Raw genomic sequence first — 21,389 nt, 5'->3', positions numbered from 1 at the left:
GCTCTGACTCTTTGTCAATATTCGAGTGGCGCAAGATCTGGTTCGGGATAGTGAGGTTGATGGAAGAAAAATTGCCGTTAGGGGAACTTATTCCCCTAACGGCAACATCGACAAAATATCGGGACTCGACGCTATAGGGAGTTACACCGTCGAACTGGGTGCCCTGAATACAAAACTCGCTGGTCTGCTCCATCACAGCCAGATTGGTGAAGTCCAAACCCTAGTTCTGGGGAACTGGTGTTTGGTCATGCGCTTAGAAGAGCGCCTTCCTGCTCAGTTAGATGAACCGATGCAAAAACGACTGCTACAAGAGCGATTTGAAGAATGGCTGCGATCGCAAGTTCAAGCACTCAACGAATTTGACCAGCGCTGGTTTGGCATAACTCCAGAGCAGCAGACTTCTTTGTAGAGAAGGACTGACTTACATCAGGTTCCGATTAAGTGTAGAGGTCAAACATCACCTTCCGGTTTAGGAAGAAACGCTATCCAAATCCAACTTCCATTCATGCTTCAAAAGATTCTGATACATCGTCTTTTGAGACATCATAAGTCTGTGTTGTTCAACCAAAAATTCTTGCGCCTGCTCATGAGACATCTGTTTTACCTGATCTGCAAAGATCCGGAGGCTAAATTCTTGATCTAAAGTGAGTTCAATTGATTGGTTCATAACTGCCTTCTAATAAAAAACAAAAGCTTTGAATCTAGTAACGCACTAACGGTTTTAAAACTTGAGCCGAAACTGACTGATCACACTCAGCATTTGAGAGAGGTGAATTAATCTATGTGAGCGTGAGCATTAGGTTTTCGCCAATCAGGAACAAAATTTTGACTTATTTATTGCGCTATGTAAACTAGTATAACAAATTATTTACATAGTTTCACAATCTAAATCAAAAGATGCAACCTCATAAAAACGGGATTAGGGTGATTGAGCTGATAAAAAAATCCACCTGCTTATCTTGAATAAGCGGTGGAAGTTAAAGCAATCAAGCGATCGCACTTTACAGAATAAGAGCAAAATCAAAAGGCATTAGTGAAAGTCTATTTTGAAGAGCCAAATAGCCCTGATGTTCTTCCATCATGCTTTTTGAGGTCTTTCTTCTGTTTTCGGGTTTCATCAGAAACGGCTTTTGGTTTTTTAGGTTCTTTATTGCTTTTTCTTTGCTTTGACATAAGATCTCCTCAATCAAAATTTTCAACATACCTTAGACAATGATTAGCAGTACTACTTAGCTAACTGCGCCTCTAACCAGCGGCAGATTGTTGCTCAATCACCTAGACAATTGGCAGATTCTAAATAATCCTTCAAAACTTCATTGGCATCCATTTTGGCTGCCTCGCAACGTGTAGCGTTGTCGCTGTTTATATCTCGATTCTAGTTTGCAATGACTTGCTTAAACGCCCGTCTGAGTGGTTAGTTATGTGTAGTTCCATTCGGCATTTTAGTTTTGCTCAACCTTGCTCTATCCATATTTACTCCTTGAATATTTGCCCCCGTTAAATCTGCTTCACCCAGATATGCCCCATCTAAATTTGTGTGGCTAAGATTTGTCTGCCGTAAATCCGCACCCGTCAAATCTGCACACCGCAAATCTCCCCCGCTCAAATCTGCTCTACCCAGGTTGGCTTGCCGCAAATCTGCCCCCCCTAGATTGGCTCCGCTGAGGTCTGCCCCACTCAGATCAGCGTGAGTCAAATCTGCTCCACTGAGGTCTGCCCCACTCAAATCAGCGTGAGTTAAGCAAACTTGAATCATTTCTGCATTAGCTAGGTTGGCTTGATTCAGTTTTGCTTGGTTGAGATGAGCCTCAGTCAGATCTGCTCCACGTAAATCAGCCCCAATCAACTCGGCTCCAATCAGCGTTGCCCCAATTAACTTTGCATTGGTTAGGCAGACTTGAACCAGGTTTACATGACTAAAATCTCGTTGTCCTGTGGAGTAGAGTCTCAAAATCTCTTGAGCATCCATAATTTTGTCCTTCGATCGAGTTGGTTTTATTAAGGTGAATATCGAGTTGAAATAGCATCTTCGAGCTATCTAAGCGCTTCACGAAATGTAGAGATAAAAATATTGGGTTGGAAGCGATCGCACACAAATCCTATGAAACGCATGGATCGTGAGAACCGAACTTCAGCAGAGCGCTTGCACTTCTCACAACCCAGCCACAATCAATTGACCCAAAACTAGAAAATTAGCGACGTACTAAGGTCAACAGTTCCCTGGGTGAAGCCAGCAGATCAATCGCGACAAAGAAGATTTTGCCTTCCGGATCAAGCAAAAACCGCCATGCAATATTCATGCCCACGCTACTACCAAACCAGGGAGTTTGAACCTTGCCAGTCACTTTGATTGGGGTATACCCCTCTTCCACACTTTCCACAACGCCCTGCTCGGGCATCAGCTTCAGCCCCTGGCATTCCTCTCGCATATACGCAAGAATCAAGTCGCGACCCAAGATTGGTTTTTGAAAGGGAGGCTGTAGGGCACCATTGGGCGCAAATAGGTCAACAGCGACCTCAAAGTCATTAGCGTTCATATTGTCGATGTAGCTCAAAACTGTTGGATGAGTTACACCTTCAATTTGGATTTGGGTTCGGTTTGCCATCTCCGTGGGTATCACAACCGGATCAGCAACCTTTTTAGGACTGTCTAAATCCTGCGAGTCAAACCCCATATTGACTACGGTGCTGCGGAGAATAGTGATTTGCTGTCCCGGATCAGCATTCTTAATCGACTTCAACACCGCATTTGCCTGAGAAGAAAGCTGATAGCCCTGAGGAATCGGAGCGACAAGTCCTTTTTCCATCCATTCTCCCAACTGATTCCAGAAGCCGAGTTTGATATTCATGGTGAAAGAACCATAGGTCCGGCAAATGGGTGTATCCGCATGGTTGGTTAAATCACACATCACCTGCGTTTGCTCAGCAGGTGACATTTGCTTAATCTGGTCAAGAGTGCTCTGAGCAAACATCATGTTGGCGGCACCCGGAGCCGCAATCGTGATCGTTTTACCCATCTCAGTGAAGGCAAACCAAATTAATGCCAGTTGGTCTTCTGCTTTGAGTTTGTCAAATTGCTCAATTGTTTTTGGAACAACAGCAGAAACCTTGGTATCAGGAAAAATAGAGCGAGCAGATTCGGTTGTAAAAGTCATAGAAAACTCCAAAATTTGGACTACATTGAATCTGTCAAAAGTGATAGATGGATGTAACTGTTCCATGCAAGGTAGAACAGTTTCAGGAAAAGGAATACAGCTATATCCGTAAAAGCTTAAAGGTTGACAGTTAGATTGTATTGAGTGAATGATGACAGCAAGCTGTTTAAGTTCAGTAGAACAACTTGCTGCAATCTAACCAGGCTATAAATTCCTAGCTAGTAGCCAATGCAACGAACCTTATTGAAGCGACAGAGAGTACAGTTCCCGTTCTTAGAGAAGCATAGTGTCGCTGTTGTCGTAAAGAATATGCTGAAACAGAAATGATAGGCTCAATTGCGTAGTTATTGATGAGACCTTCATCGTCTGAGATGTAACCAACCGTAAAACGAGTAGCAATCAGTCGAGCGCCATCAGAGCGAATATTAGCTTGGACTTCAGCCGAAATTTGTTCACTGCCATCGCTGCGATGCTTTTCAGGAAGGTTGAAGGTTTTCCCTCGGCTTTTGGTGTAGCTCGTGGGTGTCCTTTTTGCAAACCTTACAACATCATCATAGTCTATTTCAATGATGATTGAATTACGCTAACAGAGTGCCGACCACGGCATCAACTGTGCAAAATCATACACTCTATAGGTTGTGGTTATTAAAAACAAAATTAATCCATTAGTTGAAGCTGCTGAAATCGCAAAGCATCTGCAAGGCTTTTCCTAGGCTGATCGAGGTGCTATCAACTCAGTGGCTTTCGATTCGATGGGCGAATCATCAATTAGTTGAGCTTCAATTTCATCTCGCACAATTTGGCGGTAGTCGATGAAGTGTTCTAGATGCGCGCAATTAGTCAGGTAGTGTTTGAATACGCCTGGATTATGCTGAATGATTGAAAACAACTGCTGCCAAAACTGCCAGCGGGTGTTGCGTTTTAACCCTTGTCGCCAGCAAATAATGAACAGGGCTCGCAGGTCTATGAGTGCTGGCAGCTTGAATTTTTTCTTATGAGGTTTGGGTTTCATGTCAATGAAATGGCGATAGACCCGTGCCAGGTAGCGATCGGGTTCATATAAATCCCAAAAGCAGCGGACATATTCGTGAGCAATCTCTACTAGGGGACGGGTAGGAACAAAATTAATTAACGTGGTTTGATGAATATTAGCCTCCCCCGTTTCGAGTAATCTTCCTTCTTTTTGCAAGCGCTGCGATAGAGCAGTATTGGGTAAGGCTTGCAGCATACTGAAATGAGCCTGGGGAATAGCCGTAGCTTCCACAAAGTCAATGATGCGATCGCCTGCCCCTGATTTCTCGCCATCAAACCCAATAATGAATCCTGCCATCACTCGCAGTCCCGCTCGATTGATAGTTTGAACAGATTCTATTAGCGAGTTGCGCGTATTTTGAAACTTTTGAGTCAGAGACAGGCTATCAGTATCTGGAGTCTCAATTCCCAAAAAGACAGCACCGAAATTTGCAGCAATCATTAAATCTAGCAATTCCTGATCTTGTGCCAAATCGACAGAGGCTTCGGTTGAAAAACTGAAGGGATAGCCCCATTCTGCCATCCAGGGAGCTAGTTCTCGCAGCATTAGCTTGGCATTTCGTTTGTTGCCAATGAAGTTATCATCTACAACGAAGATCGATCGCCGCCATCCCAAGTCGTAGAGCTTTTGCAACTCTGCTAAGAGTTGCGCGGGTGTCTTCGTGCGAGGTTTTCGTCCATACAGCACAATAATGTCGCAGAATTCACACTGATAGGGACAACCCCGCGAAAACTGGACTGACATATCGCTGTAAGCGTTTAGGTTGAGCAGATCAAATCGCGGAAGAGGGGTAGTTGTGACATCTGGTTTTTCACCATTGGAGCGAAAAACTCCTGTAGTCTCTCCTCGTTCCAGAGCTTCGACTAATAGGGGTAAGGTAATTTCACCCTCATCTAACACCAAAAAGTCGGCTCCAGCCGCTCGTGCAGCATCAGGAACAGAAGTAACGTAAGGGCCTCCAACTGCAACTCGTTTGCCCCGTCGCTTTGCTGCTTCAATCAGATGCAGCATGTCTTCTTTTTGCACAATCATGCCGGAGACGATCACCAGATCTGCCCAGTACCAATCTGCTTCACTCTCATAACCAACATTTCGGTCTACCAGGCGAAACTCCCAAGTTTGAGGCAGGATAGCTGCAACAGTGGTCAAACTCAACGGCGGCAGAGAAACTTTGCGCCCAATCAGTTCAAGAGCCTTGTCGAAAGACCAGAATGATTTTGGAAAAAGAGGATAAAGTAACAAAACTCGCATGGTACTGCTTTTATTAATTGCCATAGTGTTTCTAATCCATAAGAATTTAGCCTAAGAAATCTAGCCTAAAAACTTTAATTAAAAAGTTTTTTGAAGACCGAATCCGTCATCAAATTGCAAAGATTTGCAGTCAATTTTTCTTGATTTTGTCTTATTAATTAGGAATGAATAGATTTCTAAGTAAGATTCTAACGATGCTTCAAACAAAACACGCTCTTCGGGGAAAACGACCCGCTCAAAATGACACTTCACCCCACCATCACCCGAATGACTTGAATATTGTTTGTGTCATTCATGTGATAGCAAAGGATCTGAGCAGCTTCTTGAGAAGATTCAGTCGTTAAAAGAGAAAGCAAGTAAGTCATGATTTCGAGTTGAAGCTAAATTTAGATGAAGCATCATTTTTATACTGTTAAGCAACATCGCATAGGAACGATTGAAATAATGTTGATGCAGGTGTTTGAATTGTATGAGTTGCATCAGAACGTATTGAAATTTTGCAATCAGAATTGGTACTGCTAAAAGTCTGTCAACAACGGCCGGGCTAATAGCAGTAACATTCCCGTGAGATAAAAGAAGGGTCTATTTGCGTCCGTTGATCCAGGTGACTACAGCGATCGAAGCAAGTAGAAAACCAACTGGAGACAAAGACTTCATGCATCGATACAACTGACTTCAACACTCGAACACAATGTGCTCCAATCTTGAAGGTTAAGCGGATAGGCAACACTGGATAGGAGTGTCAGTTTCCAGATCTCCTGGACAAAGCGGTTAAGGTCAATAGGCTTGAGCAAATATGCTTCAACCTCCAATCTCCGCTGTTGAGCAAAGCTTGTGAGAGAACTAGCCGAAGTAACCATGATTGGGAGCATTCTGCCCGTGCTGAGCGTAAAATGCCTGACGTGTTGAATGAGTGGATGAATGCTTTCGCCCAGAAATCTTATGTCGCAAATCAGAATGGTAGGAATGTACCAGTCTAAAAAGTCTAATGCAGATTTGATTGAGCTAATTGTGGTCACTTTTGCCCCATAGCTTTCTAGTAGACAAGCATACAGATCCCTGCTGTCGCGGTCGTTGTCTACTACAAGGATTTCCACATTTTTAAGTAAACCAGGATTAAGCAAGAGTTCATTCGTTATCGACATATTGATTCCTCGCTTGTAATGATGAAGATTGGAGCAAATGAACTGATACGACAAGCTTGTTTAAGTGGCAAATGTAATTCTGTCTTTTATGACTGGTATTACCTGGTGACAATGCCTACAACGCCAGTAAAACCTACCAAAACAAACATGACGGAGCAAAACATTTGAGCAACACGGGCATAGTCGTCTACTACTCATAAACTGATCAAGATTAATAGGATCAGCTTGCCAATCCCCCCTTAGAAAGGTTTGTTTGGACAACTGTTTCAGTAGCCTTGTGTGAGGGGTCATTGAATCATCCGTATTCTGAAACTTTGCATTCTAAACCTTGGGTAAAGCGGGTTTAGCTGGCTTTTCTAGTACTTTGAAGCGGTGCTGTTTGATTTACTGTAAGACTTGATTGACTACAGCTCGATTCGGGATGGAATAACGCAATAAGAGAAGTTTGTCAGCGCTTCAAGTCTTGCACTGAACCCCTGAGGAAATGAAATTAGATACAGCTATTGAAGTGCGTTAATCAAGTAGTCAAAGTAAGAACCAACTTCAGTAGACTCTTCTGGCGACAATATTGTGGTTGTGGCACCTTTCATTGCCCGCACGCCTTCAGCTACAGCATCAATGGGAGTGCCGAGAGAATGATACATTTGGCGGACTCCAATTACCCCAATTTCCTCAAGAGGAGTTGTTTCTCCAGCCGCCACGCTGTAGGTAATTAAGCGCAGGTAGTAGTCTAAATCTCACAGGCAAGTTGCAGTCATAGCCTCACCATAAGCGTTACCACCGGGTGAGACGAGGCTGGGACGACGCTGGAATAATTGGTTGGCGGCTTGCTTAATAATGCGATCGCGACTTTCCGTTAAAACTCTGACCAGTTTCAGGCGGCGATCGCCACTCACCACAAAACGCTTGATTTGCTCCGTCTCTCCCGGTGTGAGATAGCGACATTCGGCATCAGCATCCACGATTAATTTTTTGATAACACTCATGAGTCAGCTCCTTAAAGATTGAAATGAAAGCCGAATCTAGTTCGCCAACCCCCAATTAGTCTCACGGATTGGCTCGTTCACTGCTCTCGGTCAATCACCAAGGTGACAGATCAGCGTTTGATTTCGTGAATGAGTTGATTAACTCCAACATAATAGGTTAGAAATTTTTTGAATTCATGCATCAAAGACTAGGCTGGCGATCGCTAATTTTCTTCCTATAGCTAGGATCATCAGTGCCGAGTAAGATGTCCCAAAAAGTAAAATACAGCCCGTAATGGGTGGTGTACTTGAGATGATGAATGGAATGATGGGCAGGTCCAATAAACCACCGACCAAACCAGTGGTGAGGAAATGAAGCGGGTAAGCGATCGATTCCAAGATGGTTTAATGCTGCCCATACTGTCATCGTTGTGAGAACCGCAATCAGCGTGACGAAATGCAACGGTATAACAAAAATGATGCCGATCAGGAAAAAGGACTGAACAACTGCCTCTAAGGGGTCAAAGGCAAATGAAGTCCACGGGGTAGGATGGTGCGAGCGATGATGTCCCTGGTGCAGCCAGGGAAAGAGATTTGGGTGGTGAAATAAGCGATGGGTAAAGTAAAAGTAGGTATCTTGGAGAACTAACACCGCGACATAACTCATCCCCAGATACCACAGCCCATACTGTTGAGGGTGGCTATACAGTCGAGTAATGCCCCAACTGTAAGCGGATAGAGTAAATGCTGCCGCCAGCGCAAACACCCCTGCTGAAAGAACAGAGAGTTGAATATCGCGTTGAATCGATCGCCAAGAAGGAGTTCGGTGTTGCAAGTTACGATCAACAAAGGATTGACTGAATCGCGAGTAGAACAATAAGTAAGTTCCTCCTGCCACCAGAAAATATCGCAACAAAATAATTCCAAAAGAAGCAATACCGTAAAATCCAAACGAGTGACTGATCAATTTAATCTCCTTGCCATTCCCGATCCTCTAATTCCTTTTGAGGCAGCAGCAATGTAGTTTCAATCTCTTGCCGGATTGCTGCTGTGACTTCACAGTTACTATTCAAGCAATCGACTAGAAGCTGATTGGCATCGTAGTAGCTTTGCAGCACTTGCTTTTGCTCAGGGCTAAACTGCCAGGAATGGTGAATATTTCGGTAATCGGCAGTTGTGTCCCGCAATTGTTTTATCCAGGCAGAATAGTGAGTTTGCCACCAAACCTGAAACCGTTCTTGATTTTGATTAGGAGAGGGTAACTGGTCTCTCAACTGTTGGAGCGACTTGTAAAATCCCGCATCTAAAACCATTACCATAATGTTGTTAAGTGCTTCGCCACACGCATTCGCATGGGCAAAATCCTGACTGTGATTAATGGCACACTCTAGCAGTAAATTGTCTAATGCCGCATCTAAAAACATCCCTTGATCAAGGGTACTAGCTAAAGCAAAGTGAGTCGCTGTATGGGGATTTTGGGCAAGAGCAAGGTAAAACGCTCGTGAAGTTGCAACTTTGGGTTGAGATGAAAGGGTTTGGGATTTTTGACTAGCCCACATCAAAAATTCCTGCAAATAGGGGTCTTGAGCAACCAATCCATCAATCTGTTGCTTCATCAACTGCACCAGGGAATCGGCACTCCGCAACATGGCAGCTGTCAACAAGAAAACTTCGCGCCAATGCTGATCGGTAATGTGGCTGACCAGTCCTCCCAGGGTTTGCTCTAGTGCCCGCAAGTTGTGGCTGGCAACAATTTTGCGCGCCGTGAAGTATTCTTGAAATGCCAGATAGGAAAACGAAAAAATTCCTCTTGCCCGCTCGGTCAATAACCCGTGCTGTGCCTCGATCGCATTTAACATGTCCTCGCTTTCGAGTTGCAATTCCTCTGGCTCTAAGGGCACACCCGGCAAGTTCCGCAAATAGTCACCGATATATTGCTCGATCGTGCGCTGCTCAAAGAAATACTGCCCCTGTTCAAAGGTTACTGCTGCTAGCTGACTCAACAGCCTCAGTTTTTGGGGTAACAAAAACCCTCGATACACATCATCGCGTTCAACTCCTTTCGCTTCATCCCATTGGCCCAGCAGCAGATCTAACCCTTTTTATAAAACTCACTTCGCTTAGTTGGAAACTTTTCTTGACCATGAAACACCCAGCAGGCGAGATGCAAAAACAAAGGGGTGACCACCAGTTGCCGAAACTGCCAGTTTTCTGGCAAGTCTAGCTTCTGAATAAACTGAGCAGCCTGCTCCTGTCCTGATCGAGTTGTTGTTTGGGTGAGCGCCAAAAACCACTTTTGCGCGAAGACAATAATTTGAGCTTGAGTAAAGGGAGCGACTTCTACATCCGTGAACCCTTGCAGCTGCAGCCGTTGGGCAGCAGTGCGACAGGACACAACAAATCGGTTGCGGTGATACTGGTTAGAGAATTTGCGAATCTCTCTCAGAACTGGTGTGATGTCCTGATTCAGCACCTCATCCATGCCGTCCAACAATAGCAAAACTCGCCCCGCTTGCAGCAGAGCTTCCAGCACCGACGGGTTTGAAATTCCGGTGGTGAGAAAGGTCTGACGGATATAGCTTAAGAGGCTAAACTTGCCTGTATCTCTGGATTCTTCAGCAAAATCTCTCAGGGCAATGAAGATTGGCACTTGATGGGCAGCAAACTCACCTTGGTTGCACTGAATCGCTAGATGCTGCAAAAAAGTGGTTTTGCCTACGCCTGGTTTGCCCAATACCCTCAGCTTTGAGTAGGTTTCAACCGCCTGCATTCCTGGTATTTGCTTTTGCTCAACCGCTCCCAAACCTACGCGATCGAATTCGGTGGGCTTCAAGTTTTGCAAATCAGCAATTTCAAACCACTGTTGGCTGGCAATTTCCTCCAGAATATTTACATCCACATAGATGTCATCCAGGCTAACTGGATGGCTGATGTCGAGCAACTGAAGATTCCGCATTGGGTTTGAATGGTATCTCGATGTTGCGATCGCACCTGTTGCGTCAACCGATCAATATCTAGAGGAATAGTCCCACCTATCTCTCCAGGGTCTAAAAAATCGACCGGCGGACTGTCTGAGATTTCTCGCCAATCTAAGTCAAGGATCGAGCAGATAGATAGAAAAACCTGGCGATCAACAGGTTGCCCCGTGAAAAATCGCCAGATCGGCTGGCGGGTCTTTAGGTTTACCTCCCCTGCTAAATTTTCCTGAGTCCAGCCTTTGAGAGCAAAGGCTCGTTTAGCCTGTTGAATACCAGAAAGGGATACTCGGAGCGATCGCTTGACCATAAAATAAATAGCTCATATCTTAGGCTGAGAAATTTAAACTTTTATAAAAAATAGGCATTTCACGGGTTCTTTTATGTTATCTGCCTTTCAAGGTAGTGAAATAATACATATCCTAAAGACACTGCGTTAATTCTCATCCGGTTGAAATCAAATCAAACTTTCGGCTGCAAAAAATAATCCCTGTTTTTCTAGAAAACTCTCTCAAAGTTCTTTTTTGCTCCTCGCTTCAGTATTTTCGGTTGATTTGGCTTTCACATCATCAGGAGGTAGGCTAACGTCAAATTTCAATTTTGTAACGAATTAAAACATGGCGATCGCAATCTTATACCCCTAATTTTTTTGCCAAATAGATCTGAGAACTACACTAGAGAAAGGAAATCCCGATAAATCACGATCAGGAAGCAATTTTGAACACTCTGAGGAAGACATGCAGGTTGGCGTAATCTCTGACACACACGGGCTGTTGCGCCCTGAAGCAGTAGCGGCTCTGGCAAATTCTGAGCTAATTCTTCATGCGGGGGATATTGGTAACCCGGAAGTTTTGGCAGAGTTGGAAGCGATCGCCCCTGTAGTTGCAGTGCGTGGCAACAATGATACGGATGAATGGGCAAAGGCGATCGCTGAACGTCAAACTCTCAAAATTGAAGATGTATCCGTTCATATCCTGCACATCGGACGAGAGTTCAATCTGTTTGAAACCACCGGTGTACAGGTTGTGATTAGCGGACATTCCCACAAGCCGTCGATTGTAGAAAACCATGGAATTCTTTTTCTCAACCCAGGAAGTGCTGGGCCACGACGATTTAAGTTACCGATCTCAGTGGCTCACCTGCGCGTAGAGGGAAAAGCTGTCCACGCAGAAATTGTGGAACTGGCCGTATAAAGTGAGTTTTTGAGTGACTGATTCAATGTCCGACCTCTCTCCCCAAAGCGTTGCTGAGCAGCTTCTGGCTGATTTTCGCCAAGAGCAACAACTGGTGAATCTAATCATTCAAAGCTGCATTGAACATCGTTGGGCAGTTGGAGAAGCAGAAAAAGAGATATCCAAAGCGATGATTTACAATGCCTTCGAAACCTATGCGGTTGAACGAGGGATTCCCCTAGAGCAAGCAGAACAATTCTGTGAACAGCATCTAGATGAGTTGATTCAACGAGTGCAATCAGCCCTTTGATTTGTTTGGAAATTTAGGAGCGCCCCAGCAACTTAATTCTTAATTGTGCTCCTCATTCAAAACCTCCTGTTGAATTGGCAACTCGATGATAAATTCAGCTCCTTGCCCCGGTGTGGAAATACACTGTAAGTTTCCTCCATGCCTTTCGGTGATAATCCGATAGCTGATGGATAGCCCTAACCCTGTTCCCTTACCGACCGATTTAGTCGTGAAGAAAGGGTCAAACAATTGACGTTGAGTGGTTTCGGAAATACCTGACCCATTGTCTGCAATCCGAATAGCAATCCGTTGAGAATTGAGCCTCTGAGTTCTGATCCAGATTGTTGCTGATAGCTCCGGATGTAACTGAAAGTGCTGCTGATATTCCTCTAGTGCATCAATTGCATTGCTCAGAATATTCATAAAAACTTGATTAATCTGTCCGGCATCACACTCCACTAAAGGCAGATCACCATACTCTTTGATGATAGTAATGCCAGCAAATCCTGACTTGGCTCTAAGTCGGCTTTGCAGAATGAGCAGCGTACTTTCAAGTCCTTCGTGCAGGTCGGATGGTTTGAAATTTGCACCATCAATGCGAGAGAAGTTTCGCAATGCCAAAACAATCTCTTGGATGCGATCGACTCCAACCTCCATAGAGGACAGCAGCTTGGGCAGGTCATCTATCAAGAAATCCAGGTCGATTGAGTTAGCTTCTGCCTGAATTTCGGGTGCAGGGCAGCAATAGTGTTGTTGATAGCGCTCCAGCAACCCCAGCAAATCATGAATGTAACTGTTGGCATAAGTGAGATTGCCCGCAATGAAAGTTAGGGGATTATTAATTTCATGGGCAACGCCTGCGACAAGCTGTCCGAGAGAAGACATCTTCTCACTGTGAATGAGCTGAGTTTGGGTTTCTTTCAGTTGCCATAGAGCTTGTTCTAGCTGCTGAGCGTATGTTCGCAGATAGTTTTCTGAGCTACGCAGTTGCAGTTCCACCTGGTGACGTTCTGCCATTTCTGCCAACAGGTCTTCATTGGTGCGTCTTAAGTCGATAGTACGCTGTTCAACTCGTTGCTCTAACTCCTCTTTGGATTGACTCAATGCTTGCTGAGAGTGTTCTAATGTGACTAACAACTGATTGAGCATCCTAATCAAACGGGACAGCTCGTCGCGACCACCCTCCTGTAAGCGCAAGGATAAGTCTTCGGTATCACGAATATTGCTAACTTCCCGGCTCAGCCTGGTTAGTCTGGATAAAACGAGCTTTTCTAGTAGCACTAGGGTGACGATGCCAAACAGCAAACCAGTAGAGAATAGGACTTGAATCAAGTACCTCCAGCTTCTTAGCCCCTTGTGATAAACGTCTCGCTCACTGTCTACCCGTATCAGCAGAGCAGGATTGTTGTAGATGTCGCGGATTTGAGTATAGCCAGCAATGCGATCGCGGCTTAGGGGTTCTACATAAATGGATGAAGAGTCACCTAGAGCCATCTGTGCTGCCCGAAAGTCCTCAGGCAAGGGCTGTTGTGCAGGAAAAGCAGCGATCGATAGGTGAGTTAATGCTTCCAGCTTCTTAAATTTAGATGCATCCAGGCATCGTCCAAAAATTAAAGTGCCTCGTATGGGGCCAGAGCGATCGCTGCGTCGAATCGGTTGTGAGGCAACTAGAAAGGGGGCTTCGGGCAGCATCAGAATGCCGCTCAGTTTGCTCTCAAGTTCAGCGTGACGCGCCAAACGGGGATGATTAGTCAGGTGTTCTTGTAAGCCTGAGGGCAAAGGAGTGACTTCATGCTTTTGAAGATCAAAACCTTGAGCAAAAACAATCTTCCCAGCTTGGTTGATGTAAACAACAAGATTTAGTTTGAAATTAGCAATGGAACTGTTATCTAAATTTCCTGCAATGTATGCTGCGTTGCGATCTTCAATGAACTGATAGGTTTCATCCCAAGGCGACCAATCCCCTACCATTGCCTCTAACTCTGCCATATCATTGGCGATCGCATCTGAGACTCGTTGAACATTCTGGTAAGTCTGCTGTATTTCAACCCGTTCAAACCCGGTCAACCAAATCCGGGAGAGAACCAGCGACAGCACCAGCAGCAAACCCAGCAAAGTAGCCGCAATGATCAAGAGCGTCTTGTGGCGAAGCGTCACAGCATTAGTTCCTTACCATTACGGCAATCTCGTTCTGCTTGACTTAACCTTAAGTAGATGAAAAACCCTGCTCAATCAAGCGTTCTATCGCACCCGCTTTCATATAGAACATAACTGAGGTACTTTACCTGAACTGATACCTATATTTGCTCTTTCGCTATGAAAATAGAACCTACTGATATAACCGATATATTAGCTAACCGAAACCAAGCAAGAAGGGATCTATCAAGCTAGTTCTCTAGTAGGTCGCACACTGATCTAGTTTCTAGTTTGAATCTAGCTTGTTGCGGGTGTGAACGGGCTTTCTCCTACAGAAAGCTTCACTTGTTCGTCTAACTTGGACGCAATTTCTTGCAGAGATGTAAGCGGCGTTGGATGATTTGGGTGAATGATAAACACGGTGTTGAGCATTGCACCTCTGCGAAATAGCCCGATGTCTGCTGCACCGATCGCCTCTACTGTTCCTCTAAACCCAACTGCTGAATCACCAATACCTTTTAATTCCAGGAATTCTAAATCTGCCGGTTTTTCTTGCCCCAACAGTTGAGATAATGCATCTGGATTGCTTAACATGGCATCCAAAAATGCCTCACCAAGAGCAGAATTTGACTCACTATCCCCAAAGATATTGCTGATTGGCGATGAGGTCACACAAACCCGTTCAATGATCTCACCGTCTTGCTGCAAGGCAAAGGCATATCCCTGAGCTTCAGCCGCCTCACAGTTGGCGATCGCCCCGGAGGAGCTGTTTTGCATCCCCTCACTCGAATAGTAAGTAAACCCAGGCGGCAAGTCCTCTAGAGTGAGTAACGGTGTAGATGTGAATGCCCAAGCAGCTTGGTTGGACAAGGAGAAGGTCAAAAAGCAGGTCAAGCAGATCAACAGAACTGCAAAAGTGAGTATTTTAGCTATCGGTTTAACCATTAATTTTTATACACTCACAGGCGAAATTTAGATCTTAACGTTTGAAGAGAGCATATTAAGTTCTGTGCTTTGTGACGAACACCCTCATCCATCTCAATTTATGGTTATGAATCTATTGAAACCGATTCTTCTGAGAAGTAAAGTTTCACTCCTGACTGTCACTCTATGGGGTATGGTTAGCCCGATCGCCCTTGCTTTTTCTGATACGCAAAGCCATTGGGCAAATCCCTGCATCAACCAGTTGTCGAGTCAGCGCCTCGTCAGTGGCTATCCTGACAACAGTTTCAGACCTCAATCGACAGTCACCCGTGCAGAGTTTGCGATTCTGATGCTCAATGCCTTCTCGCGGGTTGAGCCAACTCGACAAGCGCCTGCTTTCAGCGATGTGCCGTCTAGCCACTGGGCTTATCGGGCAATTCGAGATGCTTATGCGCGGCAGTTTTTCTCTGGCTATCCAGATGGCAGCTTTCAACCGTCACAGCCAATTCCTCGGACTCAGGCGATCGCCATCCTCGCCAATGCCGCAAACATGAGTAGCTCTGAAGCAGCAGAAGTAACCCTACAGCGATATTTTGACGATGCCCAGCAGGTACCAGCTTACGCACGACGGGCGATCGCTGCGGGAACCGTTGGACGCATTGTGGTCAACTATCCTAATGTGCGTCAGCTTCGCCCCAATCAGCCTACAACAAGAGGTGAAGTAGCAGCGCTGCTGTGTCAGACCCTTAACTTACCGCGTACCGTTCCTTTGGAATATGTGGGGGGCGATCACAGCCTGTTTGCAATTCCACCCGAGATGGGTGGTGTGTCTCACTTTTCAGCAGGCTTAGCAACTGTTTACGTAAATGGCAAGCTAGGCTACATGGACACGCAAGGAACCATTGTGATTCAACCGCAGTTTGATGAAGCGTTGCCCTTCTCAGAAGAACTGGCGGCTGTTCGGGTAGGAGAGCGTTGGGGCTTCATTGACCGAACTGGGCAACTCGTCATTCAGCCGCAGTTCAACTATGTTCCAGAAGGCTTCTCAGACGGACTAGCGAGAGTTTTTACCAATAATGGTGAAGTTGGCTTTATTGATAAAACAGGGCAGTTTGTGATTCAGCCCCGACTGTATAGCACCACTGCTTTTTCAGAAGGGTTGGCTAGTTTTAGCGTTAATGGCAATTGGGGCTACATGGATAAGACAGGGGCAATCGCCATTGAACCTCAATTTAGGGACGCGAAGACTTTTGCTGACGGATTAGCCCCTGTGCAGATAACCAGCGGCTATTGGGGTTACATCAATCGCAGCGGTGAAATGGTGGTTGAGCCCCAATTTGCTAATGCTGAACCTTTTTCTGAAGGCTTAGCCGCCGTTGAAATGAATGTAGCTGATGCGCCAAACCGCTGGGGCTACATCGATCGCAACGGCAATACCGTGATTCCAGCCCAGTTCTATCTTCCCAATTACGAATTCCGAGGCAGCGTATTGACTGCTTTCTCGGGTGGCATCGCGATGGCTCGTATTGGCGATCAAGTTGGTTTTGTCGATCGCTCCGGTCGATGGACCGTAATACCTAATGCAGTGGCTTTACATAGCGTTTCGGCAGGTTTAGCCAAGGTGAACGTCGGCGGCACCTGGGTTAGAGAGCAAACGGGTTGCACTCACAGTGACGGCTGTTTTTACAGCATCAATTTGCAGGGAGGCAAGTGGGGGTACATTCGGGTGCCTCGATAAAATTAGCGAATGTCCCTGTAAGGGCTTAGCGTTCGGGCAAAGAATCTCGGTCTATTCCGGAGCTATCCGCCGAATGCCAAGCCCTTACATATCTTGGGTTACGATTCAGCTTTTCAAACATCGTCTACCCCAAAAACAGCTTATAAGCCGGATTTTGGCTCTCATCCCAATAGCGATAACCCAGGGTATCCAGGAAGGTTTGCCACTCCTCCATTTCGTGGGGTGGCACCTGCATTCCCACGACAATCCGCCCGTAGTCTGCACCGTTGTTGCGGTAGTGGAACATGCTGATATTCCAGTTGGGGTGCATGGAGCCGACAAACTTCATCAGGGCACCAGGACGTTCAGGAAACTCGAAACGGTAAAGTAACTCGTGGTGAGCTAAGGGCGATCGCCCGCCTACCATGTGCCGCAGATGCAGTTTGGTTAACTCATCGTCGGTTAGGTCAAGGGTTTTGAATCCTTTTGCTTCAAAGGTTTCAGCCATCCGAACGGCATCAGCCCGGTTCTCAATTTGTACACCCACAAAAATGTGAGCTTCCTGCTCATCCGCAATCCGATAGTTAAATTCGGTGAGATTGCGTCTGCCAATACATCCACAGAAGTTACGCAGGCTGCCCCGCTCTTCAGGAATCGTGACGGCAAAGATAGCTTCGCGGCGTTCGCCCAGTTCTGCCCGTTCTGCCACAAACCGTAAGCGATCGAAGTTCATATTTGCGCCACAGGCGATCGCGATCAGGGTTTGCTCTGTAATTTGCTCTCGCTCCACGTAGGCTTTGGCAGCGGCGATCGCCAGTGCTCCAGCAGGTTCTACGATCGATCGCGTGTCTTCAAACACATCTTTGATTGCAGCGCAAATATCATCGGTTTCTACCAGGATGATGTCATCTACATATTGCTGGCACAGGCGAAAGGTTTCTTCACCCACCTCCCGCACCGCAACTCCATCGGCAAACAAGCCAACCTGAGGCAATCGCACCCGATGTCCGGCTTTGAGCGATTGATACATTGCGTCTGCATCAACGGGTTCAACCCCAATAATTTTAATTTCAGGACGCAAGCGTTTTACGTAGGCGGCAATTCCAGAGATCAAACCGCCACCGCCAATCGCCACAAAGATTGCATGAATGGGCTTCTGACACTGTCGCAACAGCTCCATTCCAATCGTGCCCTGTCCTGCAATCACATCCGGGTCATTAAACGGATGAATGAAAATCAGCCCTTTTTCTGCTTCAAGCTGACGGGCATGGGCATAGGCTTCGTCAAAAGTATCGCCGTACAGCACCACTTCTCCGCCTCTGGCTCTGACCGCATCGACCTTGACCTGAGGAGTGGTGACGGGCATGACGATAATCGCTCGTGTACCCAAGTGTTGAGCGGCAAGGGCAACTCCCTGAGCATGGTTTCCCGCAGAAGCGGCGATCGCTCCCTGCGCCAGCACGTCTGGCGGCAGTTGCGCCATTTTGTTATAGGCACCCCGCAGCTTAAACGAAAACACCGACTGCATATCTTCCCGCTTCAGCAAAAGCCGATTGTTCAACCGAGCAGACAGATTTGGCGCATAGTCGAGCGGCGTTTCCTGAGCCACATCATACACACGAGCAGTCAGGATACGTTCCAGGTAGTCAGGCATGAGGAGATGAGGGTTGGCAAATGCTTAATATAGGCAATTCTACTCTATAGAAGGGGTGCCTTATCCAAAGGTAAACTGCTTTAGACTGAAGCAAGAAATATCAGTCGCTAAAGTGCCGCGATGAGTCAGCTACAGGCAAAGATGCCAACCGACACTTGGGTGAATGCGTCCTGGGAAGAGTACCTTCAGGTCATTGATAATCCTGCCCATGCGGAAACCAAAGGCTATTACTACAACGGACGCATGAGGCTCGAAATGTCTCCTCTTGGTAATCCCCATTCACGCGATCATTTCATTGTGATTAGTGCGATCGCCCTGTTCGCTAGTGTGCGAGGAATTGACTTAGACGGACATGACAACTGCACCTATCGCAAAATGGGCTGTGAAGAGGCTCAACCCGACGTTTCTTTTTACCTGGGTGCGAATGCAGAAGTAGTACCCTGGGAAGCAACAATTATCGACCTGGATGTCTACCCGCCGCCTGATCTGGTAGTTGAAGTCGCTTATTCTTCTTTAGCAGATGACAAAGGTGAAAAACGGTTGCTGTATGAAGCGCTAGGGGTGCGAGAGTACTGGATTATTGATGTGCAGAATGTACAAATTATCGCCTTTGAGGTGCAAAACGGAGGTAGCCGTAGGATTGCCCAATCCCAGGTATTTTCAGGGTTAGACATAGGACTACTGGAGGAAGCACTGCGTCGCAGCCGCCAGATGAATCATGGCAAAGTGAGTGCCTGGCTCTTATCTCAGCTTTAAGTTATCTCATACTAATTCTCTTTAAGGCTGCATATTTTGGAGCGTGCTCTGCGTACGCGGAGCACGCTCCAAAATATGCAGCCTTAATGTAGAAACGGTATCAGCTTTATAAATTTGTGGTTAAACCGAAATTTATTCAGGAGCAATTGTTGTATCTAGTGTGGGTTGTGGGAAGAGTTTGGCTAGACCTTTCATCTTTACTTAGAAGAGGTTTATGGCTTTTGTTGTTTCTCTCTTGACGACTCTAGTTGCGCTACTGGTTTATTTCTCTAGCAAAAAGATGACGAGTTCTCGCAATCGTTCTGGCGTGCAGGCGATCGCCGCTTTCATCGGGCTAATTTCAATTCTGGTTTGTTTCTCACGCACGTTAAGGATCATTTCGGCTGGCAATGTTGGAGTAGTAGAGTCCTTTGGTAAAGTTGCAGAGCGTCCTCTCACTCCGGGAATTCATGCGGTTAATCCATTCTCTGATTTAGAAGTTTTCTCAACTCGCCTCAGAGACGTGACCGAAGAGATTGAGGTGACTTCCCAGGAAGGGTTGACCTTCAATCTGCATGTTAGTTTGCAATATCGCTTGGAACCCCAGCAGGTCGTTAATTTCTACCAGTCGATTGGGGATGATGAAACAGAAATTGTTCGCTCTCGGTTTCGCTCTATCGTTCGAGAAATCACGGCAAGTTATCCAGTCGAATCGGTTTACTCTAGCCGACGGCAGGAAGTATCGGAGCAAATGCAAGAACGACTGAGTGAACAACTTGAACCGTTAGGATTTAGCGTAGAAGGCGCTTACCTGCGAGAGGCGATTTTGCCTGAAACACTGCAAGCTGCAATTCAAGAAAAGCTAAGCGCGGAACAGGAAAGTCAGCAAATGGCGTTTACCCTGGAGCGCGAACGCCAAGAGGCAGAACGCAAACGAGTTGAGGCGCAAGGCGTAGCAGATGCTCAGGCAATTGTGGCTGAAAGTTTGACGGCTGAAGCCTTGCAGTTGAGGGCGATCGAGGCAACTGAAAGTTTAGCTACGTCTGACAATGCCAAAGTAGTTGTGATTGGTGGTGGCGAAGGCGGAGCGCCCCTGGTGTTTCAGCTGAATTCAGACTTGGCGGGACAATCTTCAGCCCCACAAGTTTCGACTGCCCCAAACTAGTCCAATGCCCAACCTAGTCGAGTTGGCTGTTCATAAATCCGTTTGAGCGTGTTGACATCCCTGGCTGATATTTGAGGAGGGTTACGAACTTGCGAAAAATAAAGCGCATCGGTTTCTGACAAGCTATGTCCCCAGATGCCCAGGGCATGACCTAGCTCATGTCTTGCCGCTGCGCGAATGTAGTGGTCAGTTTGGCTGGGCCGCAGCAAAATGTTGAAGCGTTGGGTGAGATAGGCGGGTGCGTTTACTGGACGTACCCGATAAATCTGATAGCGGGTTTCCGCAGAGCGGGCACGGAGATTCCCTTCCTGCCAGCCTTCAATGGGTGGGGTCGATCGCCAAATAGAAATATCAGCCGCTTCAAAGGAATCAATCTGCTCTAGCGGCAAATAGGCATTCCACTCCTGAATCGCTTGCGTAACTGCCTCAAACCAGGCTGGAGAGCGGTTAACCCCCACCAATTCTTCCGTAGGCGGCTGCACATAAACTTTCACTGGAAGCCTTGACCACACCAGATAGCCCAACTCGGTAGGGCTAATTTCTGGAAAGTAATCGCCTTGATTACTGGAATCCTGCCATTCTGCCAACGTCGGCGGGAGTGGATGCACCTGGGGCGCAGGCAAACTTAGCGGCGATGAGGGTTGCGGCTCTACCTGAGCCAGAGCAGGAATGGGAAATTGAAAATGTAGAAAGATCGATAGGAGAACGGCGATCGCCACTCCACTCCAGAACAGGCTCGCCTGCGGCAAAAATCGCCACCTGCAATTCAGATGGCGATTTAAAGAAGAAGCTGAAGGGCGATCGCCTTTCATTCTTGAGCAATATCCTACTGGGGAGGGTTTAGCCAACCCGCACTCAGTACAATGGTCAACCCCATAAAGATGATAGTGAGCGTCCAGGTGATGCGGTTGAGGGTTGTCTCAGCGCTCTTGGTGCTGGTAAAAAGCTGCGCCTGTCCGCCCAGGCCGCCTAGACCGTCGCCTTTGGGACTATGCAACAGCACAAGAACAATCAAACCAACGGCGGACAGTAACCACAAGATTTCTATTGCACTGGTCAACGTCATAACGGAT

The 21,389-nt window shown here is 46.5% G+C and carries 18 protein-coding genes and 2 pseudogenes; 6 read left to right on the top strand and 14 right to left on the bottom strand.

Going from position 1 to position 21,389, the window contains the following annotated elements; translation table 11 throughout:
• Nucleotides 1–25: 25 nt before the first annotated feature.
• Nucleotides 26–409: a hypothetical protein gene (locus H6F88_RS04315; protein ID WP_190641517.1), complete on the top strand. Its 384-nt coding sequence runs from the start codon at nt 26–28 to the stop codon at nt 407–409.
• 60 nt (nt 410–469) lie between these two features.
• On the opposite strand, the gene H6F88_RS04310 is transcribed toward H6F88_RS04315, so the two are convergent.
• The 9 genes and pseudogenes from H6F88_RS04310 to H6F88_RS34295 form a co-directional block, all read right to left on the bottom strand.
• Entirely contained in the window at nt 470–667 is a 198-nt protein-coding gene (locus H6F88_RS04310; protein ID WP_190641516.1) for an NblA/ycf18 family protein, read from the bottom strand.
• Between the two features lie 374 nt (nt 668–1,041).
• The gene (locus H6F88_RS33860) at nt 1,042–1,173 is read right to left on the bottom strand and encodes a hypothetical protein (protein ID WP_277881948.1); all 132 of its coding nucleotides are present in this window, start codon (nt 1,171–1,173) and stop codon (nt 1,042–1,044) included.
• Nucleotides 1,174–1,414: 241 nt separating this feature from the next.
• Nucleotides 1,415–1,969, bottom strand: a complete 555-nt coding sequence (locus H6F88_RS04305) for a pentapeptide repeat-containing protein (protein WP_190641515.1) — start codon at nt 1,967–1,969, stop codon at nt 1,415–1,417.
• A gap of 223 nt (nt 1,970–2,192) precedes the next feature.
• Nucleotides 2,193–3,155 carry an orange carotenoid protein N-terminal domain-containing protein gene (locus H6F88_RS04300; RefSeq protein WP_190641514.1) on the bottom strand — a complete coding sequence of 321 codons (963 nt, stop codon included), beginning with the start codon at nt 3,153–3,155 and terminating at the stop codon, nt 2,193–2,195.
• A 709-nt stretch (nt 3,156–3,864) separates the two neighbouring features.
• Nucleotides 3,865–5,439 (bottom strand): B12-binding domain-containing radical SAM protein, encoded by a 1,575-nt coding sequence (locus H6F88_RS04295; protein WP_190641550.1) that lies wholly within the window; start codon nt 5,437–5,439, stop codon nt 3,865–3,867.
• Nucleotides 5,440–6,092: 653 nt separating this feature from the next.
• On the bottom strand, nt 6,093–6,584 hold the full coding sequence (locus tag H6F88_RS04285; protein WP_190641512.1) for a response regulator: 492 nt from the start codon (nt 6,582–6,584) through the stop codon (nt 6,093–6,095).
• 500 nt (nt 6,585–7,084) lie between these two features.
• Nucleotides 7,085–7,570 (bottom strand): annotated as a pseudogene (locus tag H6F88_RS04280) (allophycocyanin).
• 181 nt (nt 7,571–7,751) lie between these two features.
• Nucleotides 7,752–8,516, bottom strand: coding sequence for a sterol desaturase family protein (locus H6F88_RS04275; RefSeq protein ID WP_190641511.1), 765 nt, complete (start codon nt 8,514–8,516; stop codon nt 7,752–7,754).
• A 1-nt stretch (nt 8,517) separates the two neighbouring features.
• A pseudogene (locus H6F88_RS34295) lies at nt 8,518–10,834 on the bottom strand (NACHT domain-containing NTPase).
• A gap of 427 nt (nt 10,835–11,261) precedes the next feature.
• On the opposite strand from H6F88_RS34295, the gene H6F88_RS04265 reads away from it, so the two are divergent.
• Nucleotides 11,262–11,717: a metallophosphoesterase family protein gene (locus H6F88_RS04265; RefSeq protein ID WP_190641510.1), complete on the top strand. Its 456-nt coding sequence runs from the start codon at nt 11,262–11,264 to the stop codon at nt 11,715–11,717.
• Between the two features lie 25 nt (nt 11,718–11,742).
• Nucleotides 11,743–12,006 carry a hypothetical protein gene (locus tag H6F88_RS04260; RefSeq protein ID WP_190641509.1) on the top strand — a complete coding sequence of 88 codons (264 nt, stop codon included), beginning with the start codon at nt 11,743–11,745 and terminating at the stop codon, nt 12,004–12,006.
• Between the two features lie 39 nt (nt 12,007–12,045).
• Here H6F88_RS04260 and H6F88_RS04255 read toward each other — a convergent pair whose 3' ends face one another.
• Both H6F88_RS04255 and H6F88_RS04250 read right to left on the bottom strand, forming a co-directional pair.
• Complete coding sequence (locus H6F88_RS04255) at nt 12,046–14,142, bottom strand: CHASE4 domain-containing protein (protein ID WP_190641508.1); 2,097 nt, start codon at nt 14,140–14,142, stop codon at nt 12,046–12,048.
• A gap of 276 nt (nt 14,143–14,418) precedes the next feature.
• On the bottom strand, nt 14,419–15,066 hold the full coding sequence (locus tag H6F88_RS04250) for a hypothetical protein (RefSeq protein ID WP_206756424.1): 648 nt from the start codon (nt 15,064–15,066) through the stop codon (nt 14,419–14,421).
• Nucleotides 15,067–15,172: 106 nt separating this feature from the next.
• On the opposite strand from H6F88_RS04250, the gene H6F88_RS04245 reads away from it, so the two are divergent.
• The gene (locus H6F88_RS04245) at nt 15,173–16,783 is read left to right on the top strand and encodes a WG repeat-containing protein (protein ID WP_190641506.1); all 1,611 of its coding nucleotides are present in this window, start codon (nt 15,173–15,175) and stop codon (nt 16,781–16,783) included.
• 124 nt (nt 16,784–16,907) lie between these two features.
• On the opposite strand, the gene ilvA is transcribed toward H6F88_RS04245, so the two are convergent.
• Complete coding sequence (gene ilvA / locus H6F88_RS04240) at nt 16,908–18,416, bottom strand: threonine ammonia-lyase, biosynthetic (RefSeq protein ID WP_190641505.1); 1,509 nt, start codon at nt 18,414–18,416, stop codon at nt 16,908–16,910.
• A gap of 120 nt (nt 18,417–18,536) precedes the next feature.
• Between ilvA and H6F88_RS04235 the strand changes: the two genes are divergently transcribed.
• Together H6F88_RS04235 and H6F88_RS04230 are read left to right on the top strand one after the other, a co-directional pair.
• Nucleotides 18,537–19,172, top strand: a complete 636-nt coding sequence (locus H6F88_RS04235; protein WP_190641504.1) for a Uma2 family endonuclease — start codon at nt 18,537–18,539, stop codon at nt 19,170–19,172.
• 214 nt (nt 19,173–19,386) lie between these two features.
• Complete coding sequence (locus H6F88_RS04230) at nt 19,387–20,316, top strand: prohibitin family protein (protein WP_190641503.1); 930 nt, start codon at nt 19,387–19,389, stop codon at nt 20,314–20,316.
• Here the strand turns inward: H6F88_RS04230 and H6F88_RS04225 are convergent.
• Both H6F88_RS04225 and secG read right to left on the bottom strand, forming a co-directional pair.
• Nucleotides 20,313–21,164, bottom strand: a complete 852-nt coding sequence (locus H6F88_RS04225; RefSeq protein WP_190641502.1) for a peptidase — start codon at nt 21,162–21,164, stop codon at nt 20,313–20,315. The genes H6F88_RS04230 and H6F88_RS04225 overlap by 4 nt on opposite strands.
• The gene (secG, locus tag H6F88_RS04220) at nt 21,143–21,382 is read right to left on the bottom strand and encodes a preprotein translocase subunit SecG (RefSeq protein WP_190641501.1); all 240 of its coding nucleotides are present in this window, start codon (nt 21,380–21,382) and stop codon (nt 21,143–21,145) included. Before secG ends, H6F88_RS04225 begins: the two co-directional genes overlap by 22 nt.
• Nucleotides 21,383–21,389: the final 7 nt, after the last annotated feature.

The sequence above is a fragment of the Oculatella sp. FACHB-28 genome (genome assembly GCF_014696015.1).
Lineage (GTDB): Bacteria > Cyanobacteriota > Cyanobacteriia > Elainellales > Elainellaceae > JAAUTN01.
The sequence above is the reverse complement of the archived record's forward strand: the minus strand, read 5'-3'. Positions and strand labels throughout refer to the sequence as shown.

Coding starts and splice junctions, on each gene's coding strand:
- H6F88_RS04265 (WP_190641510.1), top strand. CDS start 11,262: ATGCAGGTTGGCGTAATCTCTGACACACACGGGCTGTTGCGCCCTGAA.
- H6F88_RS04235 (WP_190641504.1), top strand. CDS start 18,537: ATGAGTCAGCTACAGGCAAAGATGCCAACCGACACTTGGGTGAATGCG.
- H6F88_RS04300 (WP_190641514.1), bottom strand. CDS start 3,155: ATGACTTTTACAACCGAATCTGCTCGCTCTATTTTTCCTGATACCAAG.
- H6F88_RS04305 (WP_190641515.1), bottom strand. CDS start 1,969: ATGGATGCTCAAGAGATTTTGAGACTCTACTCCACAGGACAACGAGAT.
- H6F88_RS04285 (WP_190641512.1), bottom strand. CDS start 6,584: ATGTCGATAACGAATGAACTCTTGCTTAATCCTGGTTTACTTAAAAAT.
- H6F88_RS04250 (WP_206756424.1), bottom strand. CDS start 15,066: ATGGTTAAACCGATAGCTAAAATACTCACTTTTGCAGTTCTGTTGATC.
- H6F88_RS04310 (WP_190641516.1), bottom strand. CDS start 667: ATGAACCAATCAATTGAACTCACTTTAGATCAAGAATTTAGCCTCCGG.
- H6F88_RS04245 (WP_190641506.1), top strand. CDS start 15,173: ATGAATCTATTGAAACCGATTCTTCTGAGAAGTAAAGTTTCACTCCTG.
- ilvA (WP_190641505.1), bottom strand. CDS start 18,416: ATGCCTGACTACCTGGAACGTATCCTGACTGCTCGTGTGTATGATGTG.
- secG (WP_190641501.1), bottom strand. CDS start 21,382: ATGACGTTGACCAGTGCAATAGAAATCTTGTGGTTACTGTCCGCCGTT.
- H6F88_RS04230 (WP_190641503.1), top strand. CDS start 19,387: ATGGCTTTTGTTGTTTCTCTCTTGACGACTCTAGTTGCGCTACTGGTT.
- H6F88_RS04295 (WP_190641550.1), bottom strand. CDS start 5,439: ATGCGAGTTTTGTTACTTTATCCTCTTTTTCCAAAATCATTCTGGTCT.
- H6F88_RS04260 (WP_190641509.1), top strand. CDS start 11,743: ATGTCCGACCTCTCTCCCCAAAGCGTTGCTGAGCAGCTTCTGGCTGAT.
- H6F88_RS33860 (WP_277881948.1), bottom strand. CDS start 1,173: ATGTCAAAGCAAAGAAAAAGCAATAAAGAACCTAAAAAACCAAAAGCC.